Annotated in this window: 17 protein-coding genes; 12 read left to right on the forward strand and 5 right to left on the reverse strand. The window is 56.3% G+C overall.

Annotation, left to right across the window (positions count from 1 at the left end):
* Positions 1 to 59: 59 nt before the first annotated feature.
* On the reverse strand, positions 60 to 2,819 hold the full coding sequence (barA, locus tag FOY96_RS04060; protein ID WP_143346538.1) for a two-component sensor histidine kinase BarA: 2,760 nt from the start codon (positions 2,817 to 2,819) through the stop codon (positions 60 to 62).
* A 57-nt stretch (positions 2,820 to 2,876) separates the two neighbouring features.
* Between barA and rlmD the strand changes: the two genes are divergently transcribed.
* The 5 genes from rlmD to eno all read left to right on the forward strand — a co-directional run bounded on the left by rlmD (position 2,877) and on the right by eno (position 10,559).
* A complete protein-coding gene (gene rlmD / locus FOY96_RS04065) occupies positions 2,877 to 4,175 on the forward strand; it encodes a 23S rRNA (uracil(1939)-C(5))-methyltransferase RlmD (RefSeq protein WP_143346539.1) in 1,299 nt (432 codons plus the stop codon).
* Between the two features lie 51 nt (positions 4,176 to 4,226).
* Complete coding sequence (relA, locus tag FOY96_RS04070; RefSeq protein ID WP_029741552.1) at positions 4,227 to 6,458, forward strand: GTP diphosphokinase; 2,232 nt, start codon at positions 4,227 to 4,229, stop codon at positions 6,456 to 6,458.
* Positions 6,459 to 6,525: 67 nt separating this feature from the next.
* A complete protein-coding gene (mazG, locus tag FOY96_RS04075; RefSeq protein WP_045888079.1) occupies positions 6,526 to 7,317 on the forward strand; it encodes a nucleoside triphosphate pyrophosphohydrolase in 792 nt (263 codons plus the stop codon).
* A gap of 223 nt (positions 7,318 to 7,540) precedes the next feature.
* Positions 7,541 to 9,178, forward strand: a complete 1,638-nt coding sequence (gene pyrG / locus FOY96_RS04080; protein ID WP_023309013.1) for a glutamine hydrolyzing CTP synthase — start codon at positions 7,541 to 7,543, stop codon at positions 9,176 to 9,178.
* A gap of 82 nt (positions 9,179 to 9,260) precedes the next feature.
* Positions 9,261 to 10,559 carry a phosphopyruvate hydratase gene (gene eno, locus FOY96_RS04085; RefSeq protein ID WP_023309012.1) on the forward strand — a complete coding sequence of 433 codons (1,299 nt, stop codon included), beginning with the start codon at positions 9,261 to 9,263 and terminating at the stop codon, positions 10,557 to 10,559.
* Between the two features lie 53 nt (positions 10,560 to 10,612).
* Here eno and FOY96_RS04090 read toward each other — a convergent pair whose 3' ends face one another.
* Entirely contained in the window at positions 10,613 to 11,722 is a 1,110-nt protein-coding gene (locus tag FOY96_RS04090) for an SDR family oxidoreductase (RefSeq protein ID WP_143346540.1), read from the reverse strand.
* Between the two features lie 358 nt (positions 11,723 to 12,080).
* Positions 12,081 to 12,905, reverse strand: coding sequence for a MurR/RpiR family transcriptional regulator (locus FOY96_RS04095; RefSeq protein WP_029741550.1), 825 nt, complete (start codon positions 12,903 to 12,905; stop codon positions 12,081 to 12,083).
* Positions 12,906 to 13,070: 165 nt separating this feature from the next.
* On the opposite strand from FOY96_RS04095, the gene FOY96_RS04100 reads away from it, so the two are divergent.
* Genes FOY96_RS04100 through queE form a run of 3 tightly spaced genes read left to right on the forward strand, consistent with a single transcriptional unit; the run spans position 13,071 to position 16,063 of the window.
* A complete protein-coding gene (locus FOY96_RS04100) occupies positions 13,071 to 14,630 on the forward strand; it encodes a PTS transporter subunit EIIC (RefSeq protein WP_143346541.1) in 1,560 nt (519 codons plus the stop codon).
* Positions 14,630 to 15,337, forward strand: a complete 708-nt coding sequence (locus FOY96_RS04105) for an N-acetylmannosamine-6-phosphate 2-epimerase (RefSeq protein WP_094934817.1) — start codon at positions 14,630 to 14,632, stop codon at positions 15,335 to 15,337. The genes FOY96_RS04100 and FOY96_RS04105 overlap by 1 nt, the downstream gene beginning before the upstream one ends.
* A gap of 54 nt (positions 15,338 to 15,391) precedes the next feature.
* On the forward strand, positions 15,392 to 16,063 hold the full coding sequence (gene queE / locus FOY96_RS04110) for a 7-carboxy-7-deazaguanine synthase QueE (RefSeq protein WP_023333236.1): 672 nt from the start codon (positions 15,392 to 15,394) through the stop codon (positions 16,061 to 16,063).
* A 28-nt stretch (positions 16,064 to 16,091) separates the two neighbouring features.
* Here queE and queD read toward each other — a convergent pair whose 3' ends face one another.
* Positions 16,092 to 16,454: a 6-carboxytetrahydropterin synthase QueD gene (gene queD / locus FOY96_RS04115; protein ID WP_023309002.1), complete on the reverse strand. Its 363-nt coding sequence runs from the start codon at positions 16,452 to 16,454 to the stop codon at positions 16,092 to 16,094.
* Between the two features lie 306 nt (positions 16,455 to 16,760).
* Here queD and cysJ point away from each other — a divergent pair, with 306 nt between their 5' ends.
* The 3 genes from cysJ to cysH are packed head-to-tail and all read left to right on the forward strand — an operon-like array spanning position 16,761 to position 21,028.
* The gene (cysJ, locus tag FOY96_RS04120; RefSeq protein ID WP_143346542.1) at positions 16,761 to 18,566 is read left to right on the forward strand and encodes an NADPH-dependent assimilatory sulfite reductase flavoprotein subunit; all 1,806 of its coding nucleotides are present in this window, start codon (positions 16,761 to 16,763) and stop codon (positions 18,564 to 18,566) included.
* On the forward strand, positions 18,566 to 20,278 hold the full coding sequence (gene cysI / locus FOY96_RS04125) for an assimilatory sulfite reductase (NADPH) hemoprotein subunit (RefSeq protein ID WP_023309000.1): 1,713 nt from the start codon (positions 18,566 to 18,568) through the stop codon (positions 20,276 to 20,278). The genes cysJ and cysI overlap by 1 nt, the downstream gene beginning before the upstream one ends.
* A gap of 15 nt (positions 20,279 to 20,293) precedes the next feature.
* A complete protein-coding gene (cysH, locus tag FOY96_RS04130) occupies positions 20,294 to 21,028 on the forward strand; it encodes a phosphoadenosine phosphosulfate reductase (protein ID WP_069303249.1) in 735 nt (244 codons plus the stop codon).
* A 71-nt stretch (positions 21,029 to 21,099) separates the two neighbouring features.
* Here cysH and FOY96_RS04135 read toward each other — a convergent pair whose 3' ends face one another.
* The gene (locus FOY96_RS04135; protein ID WP_143346543.1) at positions 21,100 to 22,143 is read right to left on the reverse strand and encodes an aminopeptidase; all 1,044 of its coding nucleotides are present in this window, start codon (positions 22,141 to 22,143) and stop codon (positions 21,100 to 21,102) included.
* A 237-nt stretch (positions 22,144 to 22,380) separates the two neighbouring features.
* Between FOY96_RS04135 and cysG the strand changes: the two genes are divergently transcribed.
* Positions 22,381 to 23,739: a siroheme synthase CysG gene (cysG, locus tag FOY96_RS04140; RefSeq protein ID WP_143346544.1), complete on the forward strand. Its 1,359-nt coding sequence runs from the start codon at positions 22,381 to 22,383 to the stop codon at positions 23,737 to 23,739.
* Positions 23,740 to 23,742 lie beyond the last annotated feature (3 nt).

Here is a 23,742-nt window from a genome sequence, read left to right on the forward strand (position 1 = left end):
GCATCAGGCCGCACCCGCAATTGTAGGCCCGGTAAGCTTAGCGCCACCGGGCTTTTACCTTAGTTCCCTAACACCTTCATCGCTTCCCGCGTTACGTTATCCATCTCATCCAGCAGCTCCAGAAACTCCGGTTCAAGCTCCGATTCCGGCGTGCCGGCGCGCAGCTGCTGCTCCAGCAGCTGGCAAAGGTTTTTCAGCCGCGGCACGCCGCTGTACCCGCAGCTGCCGTGCAGCTTGTGGATCGCTTCCAGCAGTGCTTCCGGGTTTTCACCCACCAGCTGCTCTTCCACCTTATTGCGAATTTCCGGCAGAAACGCGACCAGCATTTGCAGCATTTCGCGGGCCAAATCGGGTTTACCGGCCGCCTGGCGCAGCGCGAGCTGCCAGTCAAAGGTTGCGTTCTGGTTGACGCTGATTTCAACCGGCTCGCTGGAAACCGTGTACGTCCCGCCAATGTGACCCGGCTTATAGCGTAACAGCAGGTTATGAAGTTTCTCTTCATCGATGGGCTTCGCCAGATAGTCATTCATTCCGGCGCTCAGCAGCTTCTCTTTCTGACCGGCCATCGCGTGCGCGGTGACCGCAATAACCGGGGTTTGCTGCTGGTGCGGCAGCTGGTGGATCAGCTCGCAGGCCCGAATGCCATCCATGCCCGGCATCTGAATATCCATCAGGATTAAATCGAACTGCATCTGCTTCGCCTGTTCAACCGCCTGCGCGCCGCTGGTACACAGCTCAACGTGCTGAACCTGGTCTTCAAGCAATGCGCCAATCAGCTTCAGGTTGGCCTGATTATCATCCACCGCCATCACGCTCATCGGCAATTTTTGCTCGTCGTCAATCAGAGGGAGAGCATGCTGGCTAAGACGGCAATACTCCGTGAGCGCGGGCAGGAGGCGGGTCGAGGTGAGCGGCTTCAGCAGACACGCGGCGGCTCCGTCGTTTTTCAACTCCTCCGCATTAATCTGGGCGTGGCAGGGTAGCGCCAGCAGCAGATAGTCGGTCATTGACGCGGCTTTCGCCAGCCGCTCCTGCTGCATGGTCAGTTCGCCGGTGAAGGTGACCGGGATCCCCATCAGCAGAATATCGTAATGCTCAACGGCAAGCGCTGAGAAGGTTGGGCTGTAGACCACCTCCAGCGGCGTGGTGCTTAAAATATCGAGCGCACACTGCGCTGCCGCCGCGTTAGGTTCGATGTAGGCCAGGCGCTTGCCTTTCAGACAGTCCGTCACCGGGCCATCGGTCAAAACGTTCGGATTGAGGTCCAGATTAATGTGGAACCAGAAGGTTGAACCGCGGTTCGGCTGGCTGTGGAAAGAGATATCGCCGCCCATCTCGTTCACCAGGCGCTGCGTGATCACCAGCCCCAGGCCGGTACCGCCATGACGGCGGGAGATACTGGCGTCCGCCTGACGGAACGCCTGGAACAGACGCGACTGATCCCGCTCAGGAATACCGATGCCGGTATCGCGGATCTGGACTTCAATCTGCACCTTATTGCTGCTGATGGAGCGTTTTTCTACCAGAATGTCGATGTTACCGCTTTCGGTGAATTTAATCGCATTCCCGACAAGGTTGGTAATGACCTGCTGCAGGCGCAGCGGATCGCCAATGACGTTATCCGGCACGTCGTTTTTAATGTTGAGCGTCAGCTCAAGGCCCTTGTCGTGCGACGAGTGCGCGAGCAGCGTCACCACCTCATCGAGCGTACTGCGCAGCGGGAACGGAATGCTTTCCAGGATCAGCTTGCCCGCTTCCAGCTTGGAGAAGTCCAGCACGTCGTTGATGATCGCCAGCAGGTTGTTAGCCGAACGTTCAATGGTGTGCAGGTGATCGCGCTGAGTCGGGTTAAGCTCGCTTTTCAGCGTCAGGCGGGTAAAGCCGATCACGCCATTGAGCGGCGTACGCAGCTCGTGCGACATATTGGCCAGGAATTCCGACTTAATACGTGCCGCTTCCTGGGCGCGCTTTTTCGCCAGATCCAGCTCAACGTTCTGGATCTCCATCTGCTCCAACGTTTCGCGCAGGTCGGACGTGGCCTGGTCAACGTTGTGCTGCATCTCTTCGTGATACGCCGCCAGCGACATGGCCATTGAGTTGATGCCGTTCTTCAGCATGTCCAGCTCGCCCAGCATAAACCCTTCCACCCGGCTGTCGAGCTGTCCCCGGCGGATGCGGTCAACCGTATTAACCATGTTGCGGATGGGGCCCGTCACGTCGCGCATCAGGCGCCAGCCGAAGATCAGCGCAATGCCAATGCAGAACAGCATCATCACGCCAGAGATGAAAATTTCTTTGTACTGCTGTAGCCGGACCGACTTGAGATCCAGCTCCAGCGCCACGTATCCCAGCATATTGTTGCTGGATTTGGCATCGGATTGCGCAGACTCATCGGGCGAATAGCTTTCCGACACGATCGGCGTGCGCAGGATCATGATATCGCCGCGCCGCAAGACGGTGAGGTGGCGCGGGAACGGCGTACCGTCCGGGATCTTCAGGGCCGCCGGATCGAGATGAAAATTCGAGGTGACAAACAGGCGGTTATGTTCGTCGTAAACGGAAATGGCGCGTACGATGTCCGAGTGACGGCGGTGGAGCACGCTGATTAACTGGCCAATGGATTCGCGGTTTTGCAGGTTCATGCCGTACTCGCTGGAAACGGCAAGCGGTTCGATAATGCTGGCGCCTGCATCCTCAAGCTGTCGCTGCAAATCGTTATAGCGGTGCACAACAAAGAAGATACTCAGCAGCAAACCGATGAGAACGGTGGGGGCGAGGATCAAAATCATCATGCGCGCGCGCAGGCTGTAGTTGGTCATGGCGTTCCGTTATGGGACAATTAAGATAATTATGTTTATGTGAGAAAAATCTCGGCGATGGCGCAATTCTACTCTGCAAAGCGACGCGTGACGACGCGTCAAATCATTACTGTTGAAGCCACGGACCTCGATCCGTTTGGTCAGGGAGTGGCACGTCACAACGGTAAGACTCTGTTTATAACAGGTTTACTGCCGACAGAACGAGCAGAAATTACGCTGACGGAAGATAAACGCCAGTTCGCGCGCGGACAGGTTAAGCGTCGCCTCAACGATAGCCCGGAGCGCGTGAAGCCCCGCTGCCCACATTTTGGCGTTTGCGGGGGCTGCCAGCAACAGCATGCGAGCACAGAATTACAGCAAAAAAGCAAAAGCCGCGCGCTGGCGCGTCAGCTTAAACATGACGTTAACGAAATTCTCGCCGATGCGCCCTGGGGCTATCGGCGACGCGCGCGCCTGAGCCTCAGCTATCAGCCAAAAACGGCGCGGCTGGAGATGGGGTTTCGCAAGGCCGGTTCCAGTGAGATCGTCGATGTGCAGCAGTGCCCCATTTTGGTGCCCCATCTTGAGGCATTGCTTCCGGATGTGCGCACCTGTCTCTCCGGGCTGGACGGCGTTCGCCACCTCGGGCATGTCGAACTGGTCATGGCCAACAATGGACCGCTGATGGTGCTGCGCCATACCGCGCCGCTGTCGAAAAAAGATCGCGAAAAACTGGAACACTTTTCGCATTCCCACGACCTGGCGCTTTTCCTTGCACCACAAAGCGAGATACTTGAGCAGGTTACCGGTGAGGCGCCCTGGTATGCGTCAAACGGGCTACGCTTAACGTTCAGCCCGCGGGATTTCATTCAGGTGAATGACGGCGTAAACCAGCAGATGGTTGAGAAAGCGCTGACGTGGCTGGATGTTCAGAAAAGCGATCGGGTGCTCGATCTGTTCTGCGGAATGGGCAACTTCACGCTGCCGCTGGCGCGAAAAGCGGCCAGCGTCGTCGGCGTGGAAGGCGTTGAGGCGCTGGTGGCTAAAGGGCAGGAGAACGCACTGCAGAACGGCTTGCAAAATGTGACATTCTTTCATCAAAATCTTGAGGAAGATGTCACCCAACAGCCGTGGGCAAAACAGGGCTTTGATAAAATTTTGCTCGACCCGGCGCGTGCCGGTGCCCCGGGTGTGATGGCACATATTATTAAACTCGCGCCAAAGCGTGTGGTCTATGTTTCCTGTAACCCGGCAACGCTTGCCCGGGACAGTGAGGCATTAATCCGCGCGGGTTACCAGATTCAGCGTCTGGCAATGCTGGACATGTTCCCGCACACTGGTCATCTGGAATCGATGGTGTTGTTCGAGCACATCTAATTTGTTTGGCTTGTCGACTTCGACAGGCCCAGGTCCCTAAAGGAGAGGACAATGGTTGCGGTAAGAAGTGCACATCTCAATAAAGCTGGGGAATTTGACCCACAAAAATGGATCGCAAGTCTGGGAATTTCCAGCCAGCAGTCGTGTGAACGCTTAACCGAAACCTGGGCCTATTGTCTGCGCACCACGCAGGGGCATCCCGACGCCGATCTTCTCCTGTGGCGCGGCGTGGAGATGGTGGAAATCTTATCCATGCTGAACATGGATATTGAAACGCTGCAGGCCGCGCTTCTCTTCCCCCTCGCGGATGCGGACGTGGTCAGCGAAGACGTGCTGCGCGACAGCGTCGGGAAATCCGTCGTCGAGCTGATCCACGGCGTGCGCGATATGGCGGCCATTCGCCAGCTCAAAGCCGCGCACACCGATTCCGTCTCCTCTGAGCAGGTCGATAACGTTCGCCGGATGCTGCTGGCCATGGTGGATGATTTCCGCTGCGTGGTCATCAAGCTTGCCGAGCGGATTGCCCATCTGCGTGAGGTGAAGGATGCGCCGGAAGACGAGCGCGTGCTGGCGGCCAAAGAGTGTACAAATATCTACGCGCCGCTGGCGAACCGCTTAGGCATTGGTCAGCTGAAATGGGAGCTGGAAGATTACTGCTTCCGCTATCTGCACCCGGCGGAATATAAACGTATTGCCAAACTCCTTCATGAACGCCGTATCGACCGCGAGCACTATATCGAGGAATTTGTCGGCGGCCTGCGCCAGGCGATGAAAGAAGAGAACGTGCGCGCCGAAGTCTACGGCCGGCCTAAGCATATCTACAGCATCTGGCGCAAAATGCAGAAGAAACACCTCGCGTTTGACGAGCTGTTTGACGTGCGCGCCGTGCGTATCGTGGCGGAGCGTCTGCAGGACTGCTACGCCGCGCTGGGGATAGTACACACTCACTTCCGTCATCTGCCCGATGAGTTCGATGACTATGTCGCCAACCCCAAACCGAACGGCTATCAGTCTATCCATACCGTTGTGCTTGGCCCTGGCGGCAAAACGGTCGAGATTCAGATCCGCACCAAACAGATGCACGAAGACGCCGAGCTGGGCGTGGCCGCGCACTGGAAATACAAAGAAGGCACGTCCGGCGGAGCGCGTTCTGGCCACGAAGACCGCATTGCCTGGCTGCGCAAGCTGATTGCGTGGCAGGAAGAGATGGCCGACTCCGGCGAGATGCTCGACGAAGTGCGCAGCCAGGTCTTTGACGATCGGGTGTACGTCTTTACCCCAAAAGGGGACGTTGTCGACCTGCCTGCGGGCTCTACGCCGCTCGATTTTGCCTACCACATCCACAGCGATGTGGGGCACCGCTGCATCGGGGCGAAAATTGGCGGACGTATCGTACCGTTCACCTATCAACTGCAGATGGGGGACCAGATTGAAATCATTACCCAGAAGCAGCCCAACCCGAGCCGTGACTGGCTTAACCCGAACCTGGGCTACGTCACCACCAGCCGCGGGCGCTCGAAAATTCACGCCTGGTTCCGTAAACAGGATCGTGACAAGAACATCCTTGCCGGCCGCCAGATCCTTGACGACGAGCTGGAGCATATCGGGATAAGCCTGAAAGAGGCGGAGAAATTCCTGCTGCCGCGCTACAACTTCAACGAGCTTGACGAGCTGCTAGCGGCCATTGGCGGCGGTGATATTCGTCTGAATCAGATGGTGAACTTCCTGCAGGCGCAGTTCAATAAGCCAAGCGCGGCAGAGCAGGACGCGGCGGCGCTGAAGCAGCTGCAGCAGAAAACCTACGCGCCGCAGCAGCGCAGCAAAGACAACGGCCGCGTGGTAGTCGAGGGCGTGGGCAACCTGATGCACCACATTGCCCGCTGCTGTCAGCCAATTCCGGGCGACGATATCGTCGGCTTTATCACTCAGGGACGCGGGATTTCGATTCACCGTTCCGACTGCGACCAGCTTGCCGAGCTGCAGTCGCATGCGCCGGAGCGCATCGTGGAAGCGGTCTGGGGTGAGAGCTATTCTGCCGGCTACTCGCTGGTGGTGCGCGTCACTGCCAACGACCGCAGCGGCCTGCTGCGCGACATCACGACCATTCTCGCCAACGAGAAGGTCAACGTGCTGGGCGTCGCCAGCCGCAGCGATACCCGCGAGCAGCTTGCCACCATCGATATGACCATCGAAATCTACAACCTGCAGGTGCTGGGCCGCGTGCTTGGCAAACTGAACCAGGTGCCGGATGTGATTGACGCGCGTCGTCTGCACGGCGGTTAAACACACTCTTCTGTAGGCCGGGTAAGGCTTTGCCGCCACCCGGCTTGTTTTTTTAATGGAAAACACTATGACTCAAATTGACCGCCTGCTCGGCATCATGAAACGCCTGCGCGACCCGGAAAACGGCTGTCCGTGGGACAAAGAGCAGACTTTCGCCACCATCGCGCCTTATACCCTCGAAGAGACCTACGAGGTGCTGGACGCCATTTCCCGCGAAGATTTTGACGACCTGCGCGGCGAGCTGGGCGATCTGCTGTTCCAGGTGGTGTTCTATGCGCAAATGGCGCAGGAAGAGGGGCGCTTTAACTTTGACGATATCTGCGCTGCCATCAGCGACAAGCTTGAGCGCCGTCATCCCCATATCTTCGGCGATGCCACCGCAGAGAACAGCGCTGAGGTGCTGGCCCGCTGGGAGCAGATCAAAAGCGCCGAGCGGGCGGAAAAATCCCAGCACTCGGCGCTGGATGATATTCCGCTGAGCCTGCCCGCGCTGATGCGCGCGCATAAAATCCAGAAACGCTGCTCCGCCGTCGGTTTTGACTGGACCTCCCTCGGCCCGGTGCTGGATAAAGTGCACGAAGAGATTGACGAAGTCATGCACGAAGCGCAGCAGGCGGTGGTGGATGAAGCAAAGCTTGAGGAAGAGATGGGCGACCTGCTGTTTGCGACCGTCAACCTTTCTCGCCATCTGGGTGTAAAAGCGGAAACCGCCCTGCAAAAAGCCAATATAAAATTCGAACGACGCTTTCGCGAAGTTGAGCGGATTGTCGCCTCGCGAGGCCTGGAAATGAGCGGAATTGACCTCGAGGCAATGGAAGAAGTCTGGCAGGAAGTAAAGCGCCAGGAATCTGATCTCTAACGAGATTTTGCGATCAAGCGCAATTTGTGTGATTTTTTAAATGACAAGCGCTTGATTTGCGTCAAAAACATTTACCCAAAAGGGGCTATTTTCTCACTCCTTATGTTTGTCATGGCCTGGAATGGAGACGGAGAATGAAAGTTTGTGGCGCTCGCCGTGTTCGGGTATACTACTTTCCCGTCCTGGTTATTCCATCGTTTCACCCTAACTTCTCAGGTTCAGCATGACAACGAACTATATTTTTGTGACCGGCGGGGTCGTATCCTCTCTGGGTAAAGGCATTGCCGCAGCCTCCCTCGCAGCCATTCTTGAAGCCCGTGGCCTCAATGTGACCATGATGAAACTGGATCCGTACATCAACGTCGATCCGGGCACCATGAGCCCAATCCAACACGGGGAAGTGTTCGTTACTGAAGACGGCGCTGAAACCGATCTGGATCTTGGCCACTACGAGCGTTTCATCCGCACCAAAATGACCCGTCGTAATAACTTCACGACTGGCCGCATCTACTCCGACGTTCTGCGTAAAGAGCGCCGTGGTGACTATCTGGGTGCAACCGTTCAGGTTATCCCGCACATCACTAACGCAATCAAAGAACGCATTGTTGCGGGTGGCGAAGGCCACGACGTGGTGCTGGTTGAAATCGGCGGTACCGTGGGTGATATCGAATCCCTGCCATTCCTGGAAGCGATTCGTCAGCTGGCGGTAGATATCGGCCGTGAGCACGCGCTGTTCATGCACCTGACCCTGGTGCCGTACATGGCCGCCGCAGGTGAAGTGAAAACCAAGCCGACTCAGCACTCTGTGAAAGAGCTGCTCTCCATTGGTATTCAGCCAGATATCCTGGTTTGCCGCTCCGATCGTGCGGTTCCGGCGAACGAACGTGCGAAAATTGCATTGTTCTGTAACGTGCCTGAAAAAGCCGTTATTTCAATGAAAGATGTCGATTCCATTTATAAAATCCCGGGCCTGTTGAAATCTCAGGGCCTGGACGATTATATTTGTAAACGATTCAGCTTGAACTGTCCGGAAGCGAACCTGTCTGAATGGGAACAGGTTATTTATGAAGAAGCCAACCCGGCAGGCGAAGTGACTATCGGTATGGTCGGCAAGTACATTGAACTGCCGGATGCCTATAAGTCAGTGATCGAAGCGCTGAAACACGGTGGTCTGAAGAACCGTGTTTCCGTGAACATCAAGCTGATTGATTCGCAGGATGTTGAAACGCGTGGCGTTGAAATCCTGAAAGATCTGGATGCTATCCTCATTCCTGGCGGCTTCGGCTACCGTGGTGTAGAAGGCAAGATCGCCACCGCGCGCTATGCGCGTGAAAACAATATTCCATACCTCGGCATCTGTCTGGGTATGCAGGTTGCGCTGATCGAATTTGCGCGCAACGTAGCGGGAATGGAAAACGCGAACTCTACGGAATTTGTGCCAGACTGTAAGTACCCTGTTGTGGCGCTTATAACTGAATGGCGTGACGAAGAAGGTAACGTCGAAGTCCGTACCGAGAAGAGCGATCTGGGTGGCACCATGCGTCTTGGCGCACAGGCCTGCCAGCTGTCTGACGATAGCGTGGTTCGCAAGCTGTACGGCGAGCCGGTCATCACCGAGCGCCATCGTCACCGCTATGAAGTCAACAACATGTTGTTGAAACCTATTGAAGCCGCGGGCCTGCGTGTTGCGGGCCGCTCCGGGGATGATCAGTTAGTCGAGATCATTGAAGTGCCAAACCATCCGTGGTTTGTCGCCTGCCAGTTCCACCCGGAATTTACTTCAACGCCACGTGACGGGCATCCGCTGTTTGCAGGCTTCGTGAAGGCCGCCAGCGACTACCAGAAGCGTCAGGCGAAGTAAAAAAAGTTAGAACGGCAACGCGTACCTTTGGTACGCGTTGTTTGTCTGGAGTTTTAGTTTAACTTGTACTGAGGAAAATCTAATGTCCAAAATCGTTAAAGTCATCGGTCGTGAAATCATCGACTCCCGTGGTAACCCGACCGTTGAAGCCGAAGTTCACCTGGAAGGTGGTTTCGTTGGTATGGCTGCTGCTCCATCAGGTGCTTCTACTGGTTCTCGCGAAGCGCTGGAACTGCGCGATGGCGACAAATCCCGCTTCCTGGGCAAAGGCGTACTGAAAGCGGTTGGCGCTGTAAACGGTCCGATTGCTCAGGCAATCCTTGGCAAAGACGCCAAAGACCAGGCTGGCATCGACAAGATCATGATCGATCTGGACGGTACTGAAAACAAATCTAACTTCGGTGCGAACGCAATCCTGGCAGTTTCTCTGGCGAACGCCAAAGCGGCTGCTGCTGCGAAAGGTATGCCACTGTTCGAGCACATCGCTGAACTGAACGGCACCCCAGGCAAATACTCCATGCCTGTACCAATGATGAACATCATCAACGGTGGTGAGCACGCAGACAACAACGTTGATATTCAGGAATTCATGATTCAGCCAGTTGGCGCGAAATCCCTGAAAGAAGCGGTACGTATGGGTTCTGAAGTGTTCCACAACCTGGCTAAAGTTCTGAAAGCTAAAGGTATGAACACTGCTGTTGGTGACGAAGGTGGCTATGCGCCAAACCTGGGTTCTAACGCAGAAGCGCTGGCCGTTATCGCAGAAGCAGTTAAAGCTGCTGGCTACGAGCTGGGCAAAGACATCACCCTGGCGATGGACTGTGCAGCATCTGAATTCTACAAAGACGGTAAATACGTTCTGGCTGGCGAAGGCAACAAAGCGTTCACCTCCGAAGAGTTCACTCACTTCCTGGAAGACCTGACCAAACAGTACCCAATCGTGTCTATCGAAGACGGTCTGGACGAGTCTGACTGGGCTGGCTTCGCATACCAGACTAAAGTACTGGGCGACAAAATCCAGCTGGTTGGTGACGACCTGTTCGTAACCAACACCAAGATCCTGAAAGAAGGCATCGAGAAAGGCATCGTTAACTCCATCCTGATCAAATTCAACCAGATCGGTTCTCTGACCGAAACTCTGGCTGCGATCAAAATGGCGAAAGACGCTGGCTACACCGCTGTTATCTCTCACCGTTCTGGCGAAACTGAAGACGCTACCATTGCCGACCTGGCTGTAGGTACCGCTGCAGGCCAGATCAAAACCGGTTCTATGAGCCGTTCTGACCGTGTTGCTAAATACAACCAGCTGATTCGTATCGAAGAAGCGCTGGGCGAAAAAGCACCATACAACGGTCTGAAAGAGATCAAAGGCCAGGCATAATTGCTTAAGCCTTAAAATGAAAATGCCAGTCGAATGACTGGCATTTTTTTTGACTATTTAAAATCGACCGCCATTTGCTCCGGAATGGTCAGCCCCTGGGTGGTTTGCACGCAGCGGGCGATGTAATCCGTAAACCGGGGCGGCTTCGGCATTCCCATGCTCAGCAGCTTATCGTTGCTGAAGCGCACGTTAAGCGTGGCAAACGCACCGTATAAACGCATGGCTTTCAGCATCAGACGTTCGTTGCACGGCCCAAAAATATGTTTTAGCTCGCGGCGCATTCTGACCAGCGTTTCGTAGCTGACCTGCGCATATTTATCCCCGACGGGGGCTTTCTCCAGCGCCTGCGCCATTGCCTGATCGATATCCGCAAAGCGAACGCTGTTCTCTTCTCCCGCAGAAATGTGTACCACTTCTCCCGGACGAGCGTTGCTGTTGAGCAGCATTAACATCGCGTCGGCGCAATAATCCACCGGAACAACGTCAATCCGGTCTTCCATTGAGCACATAAACTTCTGCAGCATCAGGCCCATGCTAAAGACCCAGAAAATGCTGCTCGACGGCGTGCAGCCGTGACGGGTATGGCCGACAACGATGGACGGACGGGCGATGAGCAGCGGGAGGTTAGGGCACTCCTGGCGCATCAGCTGTTCGATGGTTGACTTCGAAAACGTGTATTCCACCAGGTGTTCAGCATTCTCTCTGAATTCAGCGCTTTCGGCGACCAGTGAATCCTGCTCCGGCGTACATGACATTGCGGTGCCGACGTGGAGGAAACGCTGCAGGCCCGTGACCTGCTCCATACGGCGCGCCAGCGCGAGCGTACCTTCAACGTTGACCTTCCAGATCAGCGGGTTATTACCAAATGAGGCCACGGCCGCACAGTTAACCACGTGCGTGACCCGATCCAGACGGGGATCGTTCAGGAAGGCATCCGGCTGGCTGAGGTCGCCAATCAGAATATTATCCACCTTCAAGGAGGCCAGTTTGTCCTCGGGAACGTTGAACTTGCGCATGTTCTCCAGCACGCGCTCCAGCCCGCTCTGCGGATCGCTGGCGCGCGCAAGCAAAAGGAGTTTTGCGGGTTGATCGCTGGTCAGGATTTTTTCAAGAACTGCACCGCCCAGAAATCCGGTCACGCCTGTAATCAATAACATCTTCATTAATACCGTCTCATTATGATTGATGAGGCGGATTGTAGGCGTGCAAAAGTAAACGGCATTTAAATAATAAAACGCCGAAATCAATGGCGTCTTAAGCTTATTTTAAGGAAAGGAAATCAGGTGGATATATTGGACAGTATCGCAAGGGTAAAAATTCACTCTATTAAAATTTAAATTTTAACTCATTGAATTTAATTGTTTTTATGGGGTCTGCGCCGAATGGTGAACGTAATTCAAAATGTAATAAGTATAATAATTTGTTACACCAAACATTTATCGAATAAATGTTTTAAATACCCATTAACTCAAATCAGACAACATAAGTCGCAGGCCGATTTATTTAGCCTGCGAATGATTTTCAGAGCAAAAGGGGAAGCGTGGCGCTGGCTGTTTGCTGGCTAACGTCGCCGTAATGACCATCCAGCGCAATCATGGACGTGGTCAACAGCTCGACCAGCAGCATCACTCCAACCTTAGCATTGAGCGCGCCTGCACTTAGAGGGCCTTCTGGTTTGGCGGCAACCAGCTGCATGTCGCTCAGAGAGGCCAGCGGGCTGCGGGGCGTATTGCTGAGCGCCAGAACCTTAACGCCGCGCTTGCGGGCAAGCTTCACCACGTGGAGTAAATCCCGCGTTGAACCCGAACTGGAGATGGCCACAACCAGCGTATCTTTCGAAAGCGTTGTCGCATTCATGGCCGCGCGGTGCATATCGCTAAACAGCTGTGCGGGTTTTCCCAGCCGCAGCAGCTTGTAATGCAGATACTCCCCGAGGATCGCGCTGGCCGCGACGCCATAAATCTGCACGGATTGCGCCTGATGCAGCGCCAGCGCCGCTTTTTCAAGCAACGTGCGGTCGAGGAGTCTGGCGGTATCCTGCAAAGCCTGCACCGACTCATCCACGACGTTATCAATCTCATCCCCCGCCTGACGCGCGGGCTGGCCCTGCTGAATATCCAGCGCAAGCGCCATTTTAAATTCGTTATAGCCCTTGCAGCCCAGCGTCCGGCAAAGGCGCGTGACGCTGGCTTCGCTGGTGTGGCTCTCGCGCGCCAGTTCAGTGATCGTCAGGTAGAGCACCCGGGCAGGATCGCTGAGGACAAACTCACCGAGTTTTTGTTGCGTTGGGCTGTACCCGGAAGCCTCCTGGCGGAGCTTCAGCAGCAGATTTTCATGGTCCGACATGCCACGTCCTTAATGTGTTTCGCTGCGACTAGTGTGGCGGAAAGGAGGGGAAAGATGCCAGTCATTTTGAAAAAGTATGATCGGCTTCCTGGTTTTTGATGATAATTTTCACTGGGTAATATTTATATGGTAAAAATTTTCATCGTTTAACGGGGAGATGAAAAAATGATGCAAATGTTCAGTGGTGCTTCTTCGGGGGGATGGTTTGAAAAAGCGCAGCGCTTTGGTAAATCCTTTATGTTGCCTATCGCCGTGCTGCCCGCGGCGGGCCTGCTGCTGGGGATAGGCGGCGCGTTATCGAATCCCAATACGCTGGCGGCTTATCCGTTTTTAGATGTGGGCTGGCTGCAGGCCATTTTCACTATCATGAGCAGCGCCGGTTCAATCGTGTTTGCGAACCTTTCGGTGCTGTTTGCGGTTGGGGTAGCCGTCGGGTTGGCAAAAAGCGATAAGGGCACGGCTGGGCTGGCGGCGCTACTCGCGTTTCTGGTAATGAATGCCACCATCAACGCGCTGCTGATCCTCACCGGCAAACTGGCGCACGAGAACCCGGGCGCAGTTGGGCAGGGCATGACGCTGGGGATCCAGACGCTGGAAACCGGCGTGTTTGGCGGCGTGGTGATTGGTCTGGTGACCTGCACGCTCCATCATCGGTTTAATAAAATTGCGCTTCCGCAGTTCCTCGGGTTCTTTGGCGGGTCGCGCTTTGTTCCCATCATCAGCTCGCTGGCGGCGATACTCGTCGGCGCGCTCATGACGGTGGTCTGGCCGCATTTCCAGAAGCTGATTTTTGGTCTCGGCGGGCTGGTGGATGCCACCGGCTATCTGGGCACCCTGCTGTACGGCTTCATTTTACGCATGCTGGGCCCGTTTGGTTTGCACCACATCTTCTATCTGCCGTTCTGGACCACCGCGCTCGGGGGCAGCGAGATTGTCAACGGTCACCTCGTTGAGGGCACACAGCGGATCTTCTTCGCCCAGCTGGCCGACCCGAACACGCAGCATTTCTATGAGGGCACGTCCCGCTTCATGTCCGGGCGCTTTATTACGATGATGTTTGGCCTGCTCGGCGCGTGTCTGGCGATGTACCACACGGCAAAACCGGAGAATAAAAAGCGCGTTGCCGGGCTGCTGCTCTCTGCGGCATTAACCTCGTTCCTGACCGGAATTACCGAGCCTATCGAGTTTTCCTTCCTGTTCATTGCGCCGGTGCTTTACGTCATTCATGCGCTGTTTGACGGGTTGGCGTTCATGCTCGCGCACATGCTGCATATCACCATCGGGCAAACCTTCTCCGGCGGTTTTATTGACTTCGTGCTGTTCGGCATTTTGCAGGGAGAGGCCAAAACCAACTGGATGTTCGTTCCGCTGGTCGGCGTGCCGTGGTTCTTCCTTTACTACTTCACCTTCCGCTATCTGATTAACCGCTTTGATTTTGCCACGCCGGGTCGGGAAAAGGAGGCGATGGCCAATGAGGTGACCTTCTCGCAGAGCGAGCGCGCCGTTGCGGTGATCGCGGGATTAGGCGGAAAAGAGAATCTGGAAGAGGTGGACTGCTGCGCCACGCGGCTTCGCGTCACGGTGAAGGACGGCAGCAAAGTGAATGATGCGGCGCTGAAAGCCACCGGCGCGCGCGGCGTTATCGTGCGCGGTAACGGGGTTCAGGTCATTTATGGCCCGCACGTCACGATTATCAAAGACGAAGTGGAAGAGATCTTATCGTAATGAAAACTGTACTGGATAACCTGAAGGGAAAACTGGTCGTCTCCTGTCAGGCGCTGGAAAATGAACCGCTGCATAGCCCGTTTATTATGTCGCGCATGGCGCTGGCGGCGGCACAGGGCGGAGCCGCTGCCATTCGTGCCAACAGCGTGGTGGATATCGAGGCCATTAAGCAGCAGGTCTCTTTGCCTGTTATCGGCATCATCAAACGGGATTACCCGGAAAGCGAGGTGTTTATCACCGCCACGATGAAAGAGGTGGATGAGCTGATGACCGTCTCTCCGGAAATCATTGCGCTTGATGCGACGGCGCGGGAGCGCCCCGGTGGAGAATCCCTGGAAACGCTGGTCACGCGCATCCGCTCGCGCTACCCCTCAGTACTGCTGATGGCCGATATTTCCACCGTGGGCGAAGCAGTGACGGCGCAGGCGCTTGGCTTTGACTGCGTCGGCACCACGCTTTACGGCTATACGGCGGAAACGGCGGGCCATTCGCTTCCGGAGAACGACTGCGCGTTCCTGAAGGCCGCGCTGGCTGCCGTGACGGTTCCCGTGGTTGCCGAAGGCAACGTGGATACGCCTGAACGCGCGGCCAGATGCCTGGCGCTGGGCGCGCATACGGTCGTCGTCGGCGGCGCCATCACCCGTCCACAGCAAATTACCGAGCGTTTTATGGCGGCGATTGGCGCGCAAAGCACCGATGGAGCATGACCATCCGGCGGGGATCTGCGATACTTATCGTTTATCCCCTTTACTGAGATGACTATGCAGTACCCGATTAACGAGATGTTCCAGACCCTGCAAGGCGAGGGTTACTTTACCGGCGTTCCCGCTATTTTCATTCGTTTACAGGGATGCCCGGTTGGCTGTGCCTGGTGTGATACCAAACATACGTGGGATAAGCTCGCAGATCGGGAAGTGTCGCTGTTTAGCATTCTGGCGAAAACCAAAGAGAGCGATAAGTGGGGCGCGGGCAGTTCAGAAGATCTGCTGGCCATTATTGGTCGTCAGGGCTGGACGGCGCGCCACGTGGTGATCACCGGCGGTGAACCCTGTATCCACGATCTGACGCCGCTGACCGAACTGCTCGAAAAGAACGGCTACAGCTGCCAGATTGAAACCAGCGGCACCCATGAAGTGCGCTGTTCACACACCACCTGGGTGACGGTATCGCCAAAAGTGAATATGCGCGGCGGGTATGACGTGCTGTCTCAGGCGCTGGAACGCGCGGATGAGATTAAGCACCCGGTTGGGCGCGTGCGTGATATCGAAGCGCTGGATGAACTGCTGGCAACGCTGACGGATGAAAAGCAGCGCGTCATTGCGCTACAGCCGATCAGCCAGAAAGACGACGCGACGCGCCTGTGCATTGAAACCTGTATTGCGCGCAACTGGCGCCTGTCGATGCAGACGCACAAGTACCTGAATATTGCCTAAAAAAAAGCCCGGTTTAGCCGGGCTTTTTTTACTCCCCGCGATAGATACAGCCGGCGGTACAGGTCTCTTTGATCATCACCGCGCTCAGCAGCGGCACCAGCGGCTTCATCTGATCCCAAATCCATTTCGCCAGCACTTCGCTGGTCGGGTTTTCAAGGCCCGGGATATCATTCAGGTAGTAATGATCCAGACGATCGTAGGTCGGCTTAAACGCCGCCTTCAGTTCGGCAAAATCCATGATCCAACCGGTATGCGGATCAACTTCACCGGTGATCTCAAGACGCACCATGAACGAATGCCCGTGCAGACGGCCGCATTTATGCCCTTCAGGGACATGCGGAAGGTGGTGGGCGGCTTCGAAGGTGAAATCTTTAAACAGTGTGGTGGACATGATCGCTCTCAGTAATGCGGAAAAAACCGCCGCATAGTACCGGAAAGCACAATTTTTAGCATTAACTAAAACGGCTCTGAAGCCTGGCGTCTCGTTAACAGGCGTTTTTTGATGCTTTTATCGATAATTTTCAGAGGGTTAATTAATCGGTTTTATCGCTAAGTATGACAACTAAAACAGGTTAGTCCATTTGGTTATTTATTATTTCCATCCCTTCTTTAATTGTTATTATCCTCGCCGTTAACCTTATCTTCAGTTTGGATTTATTCGCTTAAAGTCCGCTTGGCTACTGGAACATAACGACGCATGACAACACAGGCCCCACCTTCAAATTTGCTTCCCCTGAACCCGGAGCAACTGGCGCGCCTTCAGGCTGCCACCTCTGATTTTTCTCCCACTCAGCTTGCCTGGGTCTCCGGTTATTTCTGGGGAATGCTCAATCAGCAGCCTGGCGCTATGGCGGGTGCACCGGTAACGGCCGTTGAAATTCCGGCCATTACCCTGATTTCCGCCTCGCAGACGGGCAATGCGCGCCGCGTGGCCGAAGCGCTGCGTGACGACCTGCTGGCCGCCAAACTGAACGTGAACCTGGTCAACGCCGGGGATTATAAATTTAAGCAAATCGCGTCAGAAAAACTGCTGGTGGTGGTCGCCTCTACGCAGGGTGAAGGTGAACCTGCTGAAGAAGCGGTGGCCCTGCATAAGTTCCTGTTCTCGAAAAAAGCGCCGAAGCTGGATGCCACGGCGTTTGCCGTATTTGGCCTTGGCGATACCTCGTATGAATTCTTCTGCCAGTCCGGTAAAGACTTCGACAGCAGGCTGGCGGAGCTGGGCGCGGAGCGCCTGCTGGACCGCGTTGACGCGGATGTTGAATACCAGACCGCCGCCGCCGAATGGCGTGCGCGCATCGTTGAGGTGCTGAAAGCGCGCGTGCCGAAAGAGACGTCGGGGCAGGCCGCGTTCACCGCGACGGGTGCCGTCAACGACATCCACACCAGCCCGTACACCAAAGAGGCGCCGCTGACGGCGAGCCTGTCGGTGAACCAGAAAATCACCGGCCGCGATTCGGAAAAAGACGTGCGCCATATCGAGATCGATCTCGGCGACTCTGGCCTGCGCTATCAGCCGGGCGACGCGCTGGGTATCTGGTATCAGAACGATCCGGCTCTGGTGAAAGAGCTGGTTGAGCTGCTGTGGCTGAAGGGTGACGAGCCCGTCACCGTTGACGGCAAAACCCAGCCGCTTGCAGAGGCGCTGCAGTGGCATTTCGAACTGACGGTGAATACCCCGAATATCGTCGAAAATTATGCCACCTTAACGCGCAGCGAATCCCTGCTGCCGCTGGTGGGCGACAAAGCGAAGCTGCAGCATTACGCCGCGACGACGCCAATTGTCGATATGGTGCGTTTCTCTCCGGCTCAGCTGGATGCCGATGCGCTGATCGGCCTGCTGCGACCGCTGACGCCGCGCCTGTACTCCATCGCCTCTTCGCAGGCCGAAGTGGAGAGTGAAGTGCATATTACCGTCGGCGTGGTGCGCTACGACATCGAAGGCCGCGCCCGTGCGGGTGGGGCATCAAGCTTCCTGGCGGATCGCGTGGAAGAAGAGGGCGAAGTGCGCGTCTTTATCGAGCACAACGACAACTTCCGCCTGCCGGCGAACCCGGAAACGCCGGTCATCATGATTGGCCCAGGCACCGGCATTGCGCCGTTCCGCGCCTTCATGCAGCAGCGCGCGGCAGATGAAGCGCCGGGTAAAAACTGGCTGTTCTTCGGCAACCCGCACTTTACCGAGGATTTCCTCTACCAGGTTGAGTGGCAGCGCTATGTGAAAGAAGGCGTACTGACCCGCATCGATCTGGCCTGGTCCCGCGACCAGAAAGAAAAAGTATACGTACAAGATAAACTGCGCGAACAGGGCGCAGAGCTGTGGCGCTGGATCAATGACGGTGCCCACATTTATGTCTGCGGCGACGCCAATCGCATGGCGAAAGACGTTGAGCAGGCACTGCTGGAAGTGATTGCCGAATTCGGCGGTATGGATGCCGAAACGGCGGATGAATTTTTAAGTGAGCTGCGCGTTGAGCGCCGTTATCAGCGAGATGTCTACTAATGAGCGAAAAACATCCAGGGCCACTGGTGGTCGAAGGTAAACTGACAGACGCCGAGCGCATGAAGCTGGAAAGCAACTATCTGCGCGGCACCATTGCTGAAGATCTGAATGACGGTCTCACCGGCGGCTTCAAAGGCGACAACTTCCTGCTGATCCGCTTCCACGGCATGTATCAGCAGGACGATCGCGACATCCGCGCCGAGCGTGCCGAACAGAAGCTGGAGCCGCGTCATGCGATGCTGCTGCGCTGCCGTCTGCCGGGCGGGGTGATCACCACCAAACAGTGGCAGGCCATCGACAAGTTTGCCGGTGAAAACACGATTTATGGCAGCATCCGCCTGACCAACCGTCAGACATTCCAGTTCCACGGCATTCTGAAGAAGAACGTCAAGCCGGTGCATCAGATGCTGCACTCGGTCGGGCTGGACGCGCTGGCGACCGCCAACGACATGAACCGTAACGTGCTCTGCACGTCGAACCCGTATGAGTCCGAGCTGCACGCCGAAGCCTATGAGTGGGCGAAGAAGATCTCTGAGCACCTGCTGCCGCGCACCCGCGCCTATGCGGAGATTTGGCTCGATCAGGAAAAAGTCGCGACCACGGACGAAGAACCGATCCTTGGCCAGACCTATCTGCCGCGTAAGTTTAAAACCACGGTCGTGATCCCACCGCAGAACGATATCGATCTGCACGCCAACGACATGAACTTCGTGGCGATTGCCGAAAACGGCAAGCTGATTGGCTTTAACCTGCTGGTGGGCGGCGGCCTGTCCATTGAGCACGGTAATAAGAAAACCTACGCCCGCACCGCGAGCGAGTTCGGCTTCCTGCCGCTGGAGCACACGCTGGCCGTGGCGGAAGCGGTAGTGACCACGCAGCGCGACTGGGGCAACCGTACCGACCGTAAAAACGCGAAAACCAAATACACCCTGGAGCGCGTGGGCGTTGAGACGTTCAAAGAGGAAGTGGAGCGTCGTGCGGGCATCAAATTTGAGCCGATCCGCCCTTACGAATTCACCGGTCGCGGCGATCGCATTGGCTGGGTGAAAGGTATCGATAATAAATGGCACCTGACGCTGTTTATCGAAAACGGCCGTATTCTGGACTATCCGGGCCGTCCGCTGAAAACCGGTCTGCTGGAAATTGCTAAGATCCATAAAGGCGAATTCCGCATTACCGCTAACCAGAATCTCATTATTGCCGGCGTGCCGGAAAGCCAGAAGGCGAAGATCGAGAAGCTGGCGCGCGATCACGGGTTAATGGATGCGGTTAAGCCGCAGCGTGAAAACTCCATGGCCTGCGTGTCGTTCCCGACCTGTCCGCTGGCGATGGCCGAAGCGGAACGTTTCCTGCCGTCATTCACTGACAAAGTGGAGGCGATTCTGGAAAAACACGGTATTCCGGACGAGCATATTGTTATGCGCGTCACCGGCTGCCCGAACGGCTGCGGCCGCGCGATGCTGGCCGAGCTGGGTCTGGTGGGGAAAGCGCCGGGTCGTTACAACTTGCACCTGGGCGGTAACCGTATCGGCACGCGCATTCCGCGTATGTTCCGCGAGAACATTACCGAGCCGGAAATCCTTGATTCCATCGACGAGCTTGTCGGGCGCTGGGCGAAAGAGCGCGAAGCGGGTGAAGGCTTCGGCGACTTTACTGTGCGTGCGGGCATCATTCGCCCGGTGCTCGATCCCGCAAGGGATTTCTGGGAGTAACCACGAGAGGTAATTATGTCCGTACTCGATCTAAACGCCCTTAACGATCTGCCTAAAGTCGAACGCATTCTGGCGCTGGCAGAAACCAATGCCCACCTTGAAAAGCTGGACGCCGAAGGGCGCGTGGCGTGGGCGCTGGAAAACCTGCCGGGAGACTATGTGCTCTCGTCGAGCTTTGGTATTCAGGCGGCGGTCAGCCTGCATCTGGTGAATCAGATCCGTCCGGACATTCCGGTGATCCTCACCGATACCGGCTACCTGTTTCCTGAAACCTACCAGTTTATTGACGAGCTGACGGACAAGCTCAAGCTGAACCTCAAAGTGTACCGCGCGACGGAAAGCGCGGCCTGGCAGGAGGCGCGCTACGGTAAGCTGTGGGAGCAGGGCGTTGAGGGCATTGAGAAATACAATGAGATCAACAAAGTCGAGCCGATGAACCGGGCGCTGAAAGAGCTCAATGCGCAGACGTGGTTTGCGGGGCTACGCCGCGAGCAGTCCGGCAGCCGTGCAACCTTACCGGTGCTGGCGGTCCAGCGCGGGGTATTTAAAGTGCTGCCGATTATCGACTGGGATAACCGGACGGTGTATCAGTATCTGCAAAAACACGGGCTGAAGTACCATCCGCTGTGGGACCAGGGCTATCTGTCAGTGGGCGACATCCACACCACGCGCAAATGGGAACCGGGAATGGCGGAAGAAGAGACACGATTCTTTGGGCTGAAGCGCGAGTGCGGGCTGCACGAAGGATGATTCCTTATCCCCCCTCTCCCTGTGGGAGAGGGTTGGGGTGAGGGCATCAGGCCGCGCTATGCTTAACGACCTCAGGCTTTCCCCGCTTTCGCCAGCTCCTTCACCAGCGGCAGCATGATCTTCACCACATCACGACTGCGGTGCTCAATCCGCTGCGGCAGCGCGCTGTCAATGTGCTGCTGATTATCCAGCATCACGTTGTGCCAGCTTGTCCCGTCCGGGAAGGCTTTCGATTTAGCGCGTTGCTGATAGCCATCTTTCTTGCCCAATGCCCAGTTTGTCGCTTCCACGTACAGCACCGGAATGCCCGCCTTATCGAAGACTTCCCCGTCGTTGCAGCAGCCTGTTCCGTGTGGGAAAGCAGGATTCCCGCCCGGATTGGTCGTGGCAAAAACGCCATGGCTGCGGGCAATCGCCAGCGCCCGGTCGCGCGTCAGTTTCCGCACGGGTCCCGGCGTACTCTGCCCGCTGTTGAAATAAAGCTTATCGCCGACGATCAGGTTATCGAGGTTGATCACCAGCAGCGTATTTTTCTTCTCCTCAGCGCTCATGCGTTTAAGGAGATTCTCAGCGCCGAGTTTGCCCTCTTCTTCACCGCTGGTGGCAACGAAACGAATACCATACTGGGTTGGAATATCTTTCATCCGCTCGGCCAGTTCGAGCATCACGCCCAGGCCCGCCGCGTTGTCGTCCATGCCCTGCAGCGTCAGCCCGCCGAGGTTGTTATCCGTATCGGCATCGCTCATCGGAGCGTAGGTATCAAGGTGCGCCATGATAATAATCTGTTCAGCCGCGCGACCTTCATGCGCCGCGATAACCGTACTGCCGGTCACGTTATGCCAGTTTTTCGTTTTATTTCTGGAGGTATAAACGTAGCGGCTGTGAAACGCGCGGATATCGCTCTGGTAGCCCATCCCGGCAAACTGCTGGCGAAGATAGTCCGCAGAGAGCATCTCTGCAGGCGAGCCGGTCATGCGGCCAGGGAAGACGGTGGCAATATGCCGCGCCTGCATAGTGGCGATTTCACCATAAGCTTGGTTTTTTGCCTGGGCAGGAAGAATAAAGCAAACGCCGAGCGCCAGGGCAGCAATACGGTGGCGCGTTGCGGAAAACATAGTGAGTCCTTAAAAACTGAGCAAAATAATAACCCGCCTAGTATGAAACTGTGATCGTCCATACACAATTTGAATTGGTCTTAAATGCCCGAAATTTCGCGTGTTAAGCACTTTTTGGTATTAGCTTTTTCACGGCGTTATTCCATTGAGTAACTACTCATTCCAATTCGTAATTTCATTCGGTCTAAGCCGCCCCCTATAGTCCCTTTATTCCTCGTTGTTAGTGAGTTGTTGCTTGTGGACTATCTGCCCTTATTTGCCGCGATAAAAGAGAAGCCGGTGCTGGTTGTTGGCACGGGTGAAATTGCCGATCGCAAAATCGCGTTTCTGCAACGCGCAGGGGCGCAGGTGCGGGTAGTGGCAGAAGCGGATTTTGACGAATCACAAATCGACAGCGTCGTGCTGGTGATTGCGGCGACCGAAGATCGCGACCTGAACCGGCGGATTTCCGACGCCGCTCAGGCCCGTTACCGCCTGGTGAACGTGGTGGACGACCAGCCGTTATGTTCGTTCATCTTCCCGTCGATCGTTGACCGTTCTCCGCTGCTGGTGGCGATCTCCTCCGGCGGTACCGCACCGGTGCTGGCGCGCGTGCTGCGTGAAAAAATCGAAGCGCTGCTGCCGACCAGCCTCGGGCGCATGGCGGAAAAAGCCAGCTACTGGCGCAACCACCTGAAAATGCGCCTGACCAGCGTAACGGAACGCCGTCGCTTCTGGGAGCGCGTGTTTCGCGGCCGCTTTGCCAGCCTGATGCATGCCGGTAATGAGACGGCAGCGCAGAAAATTCTCGAGGACGAACTGGATAACCCCGGCAGCACGGGCGGGGAGATCATTCTGGTGGGGGCTGGGCCGGGCGATGCCGGGCTTCTGACGCTGCGCGGCCTGCAGGTGCTGCAGGACGCGGACGTGGTGTTCTACGACCATCTGGTCACCGACGGCGTGCGCGAGCTGATCCGTCGCGACGCGGAGCAAATCTGCGTCGGCAAACGGGCTGGCGAGCACTCGGTGCCGCAGCACGACACCAACCAGATGCTGGTTGACGCCGCCAAAGCGGGTAAAACCGTGGTGCGCCTGAAAGGGGGCGATCCGTTCATTTTTGGTCGCGGCGGCGAAGAGCTGCAGGCGGCAGCCGAAGCGGGCATACCGTTCCAGGTGGTGCCCGGCATCACGGCGGCCTCTGCGGTAACGGCCTACGCCGGTATCCCGTTGACCCACCGCGATTACGCCCAGAGCGTGACCTTTGTGACCGGCCACTACAAGGCCGACAGCACGCCGTTCGACTGGTCGCATCTCGCCCAGAGCCGCCAGACGCTGGCGATATACATGGGCACGATGAAGGCGGCGGACATCAGCGAACAGCTTATTCAGCACGGTCGCGAGGCGACGACGCCCGTTGCCGTCATTTCTCGCGGCACGCGCGTCGATCAGCACGTTGCGACGGGCACGCTGGAACATCTTGCAACCCTGGCGAAAGACGCCCCGATGCCCGCCCTGATCGTGGTGGGTGAAGTGGTGCAGCTGCACAGCACGCTCGCCTGGTTCCAACACACAACCGATACAGAAGGCTTTGGTTCTTCTGTCGTAAATTTGGCTTAAGGA

Origin of the sequence: Enterobacter asburiae, from assembly GCF_007035645.1 — a bacterium.
GTDB lineage: Bacteria > Pseudomonadota > Gammaproteobacteria > Enterobacterales > Enterobacteriaceae > Enterobacter > Enterobacter asburiae_B.

Bases quoted from the DNA above. Each gene is read 5' to 3' on its own strand.
- relA (WP_029741552.1), top strand. From the start codon at position 4,227: ATGGTTGCGGTAAGAAGTGCACATCTCAATAAAGCTGGGGAATTTGAC.
- FOY96_RS04090 (WP_143346540.1), bottom strand. From the start codon at position 11,722: ATGAAGATGTTATTGATTACAGGCGTGACCGGATTTCTGGGCGGTGCA.
- cysJ (WP_143346542.1), top strand. From the start codon at position 16,761: ATGACAACACAGGCCCCACCTTCAAATTTGCTTCCCCTGAACCCGGAG.
- queE (WP_023333236.1), top strand. From the start codon at position 15,392: ATGCAGTACCCGATTAACGAGATGTTCCAGACCCTGCAAGGCGAGGGT.
- FOY96_RS04100 (WP_143346541.1), top strand. From the start codon at position 13,071: ATGATGCAAATGTTCAGTGGTGCTTCTTCGGGGGGATGGTTTGAAAAA.
- cysH (WP_069303249.1), top strand. From the start codon at position 20,294: ATGTCCGTACTCGATCTAAACGCCCTTAACGATCTGCCTAAAGTCGAA.
- FOY96_RS04135 (WP_143346543.1), bottom strand. From the start codon at position 22,143: ATGTTTTCCGCAACGCGCCACCGTATTGCTGCCCTGGCGCTCGGCGTT.
- queD (WP_023309002.1), bottom strand. From the start codon at position 16,454: ATGTCCACCACACTGTTTAAAGATTTCACCTTCGAAGCCGCCCACCAC.
- eno (WP_023309012.1), top strand. From the start codon at position 9,261: ATGTCCAAAATCGTTAAAGTCATCGGTCGTGAAATCATCGACTCCCGT.
- cysI (WP_023309000.1), top strand. From the start codon at position 18,566: ATGAGCGAAAAACATCCAGGGCCACTGGTGGTCGAAGGTAAACTGACA.
- pyrG (WP_023309013.1), top strand. From the start codon at position 7,541: ATGACAACGAACTATATTTTTGTGACCGGCGGGGTCGTATCCTCTCTG.
- mazG (WP_045888079.1), top strand. From the start codon at position 6,526: ATGACTCAAATTGACCGCCTGCTCGGCATCATGAAACGCCTGCGCGAC.
- rlmD (WP_143346539.1), top strand. From the start codon at position 2,877: ATGGCGCAATTCTACTCTGCAAAGCGACGCGTGACGACGCGTCAAATC.
- FOY96_RS04095 (WP_029741550.1), bottom strand. From the start codon at position 12,905: ATGTCGGACCATGAAAATCTGCTGCTGAAGCTCCGCCAGGAGGCTTCC.
- barA (WP_143346538.1), bottom strand. From the start codon at position 2,819: ATGACCAACTACAGCCTGCGCGCGCGCATGATGATTTTGATCCTCGCC.
- FOY96_RS04105 (WP_094934817.1), top strand. From the start codon at position 14,630: ATGAAAACTGTACTGGATAACCTGAAGGGAAAACTGGTCGTCTCCTGT.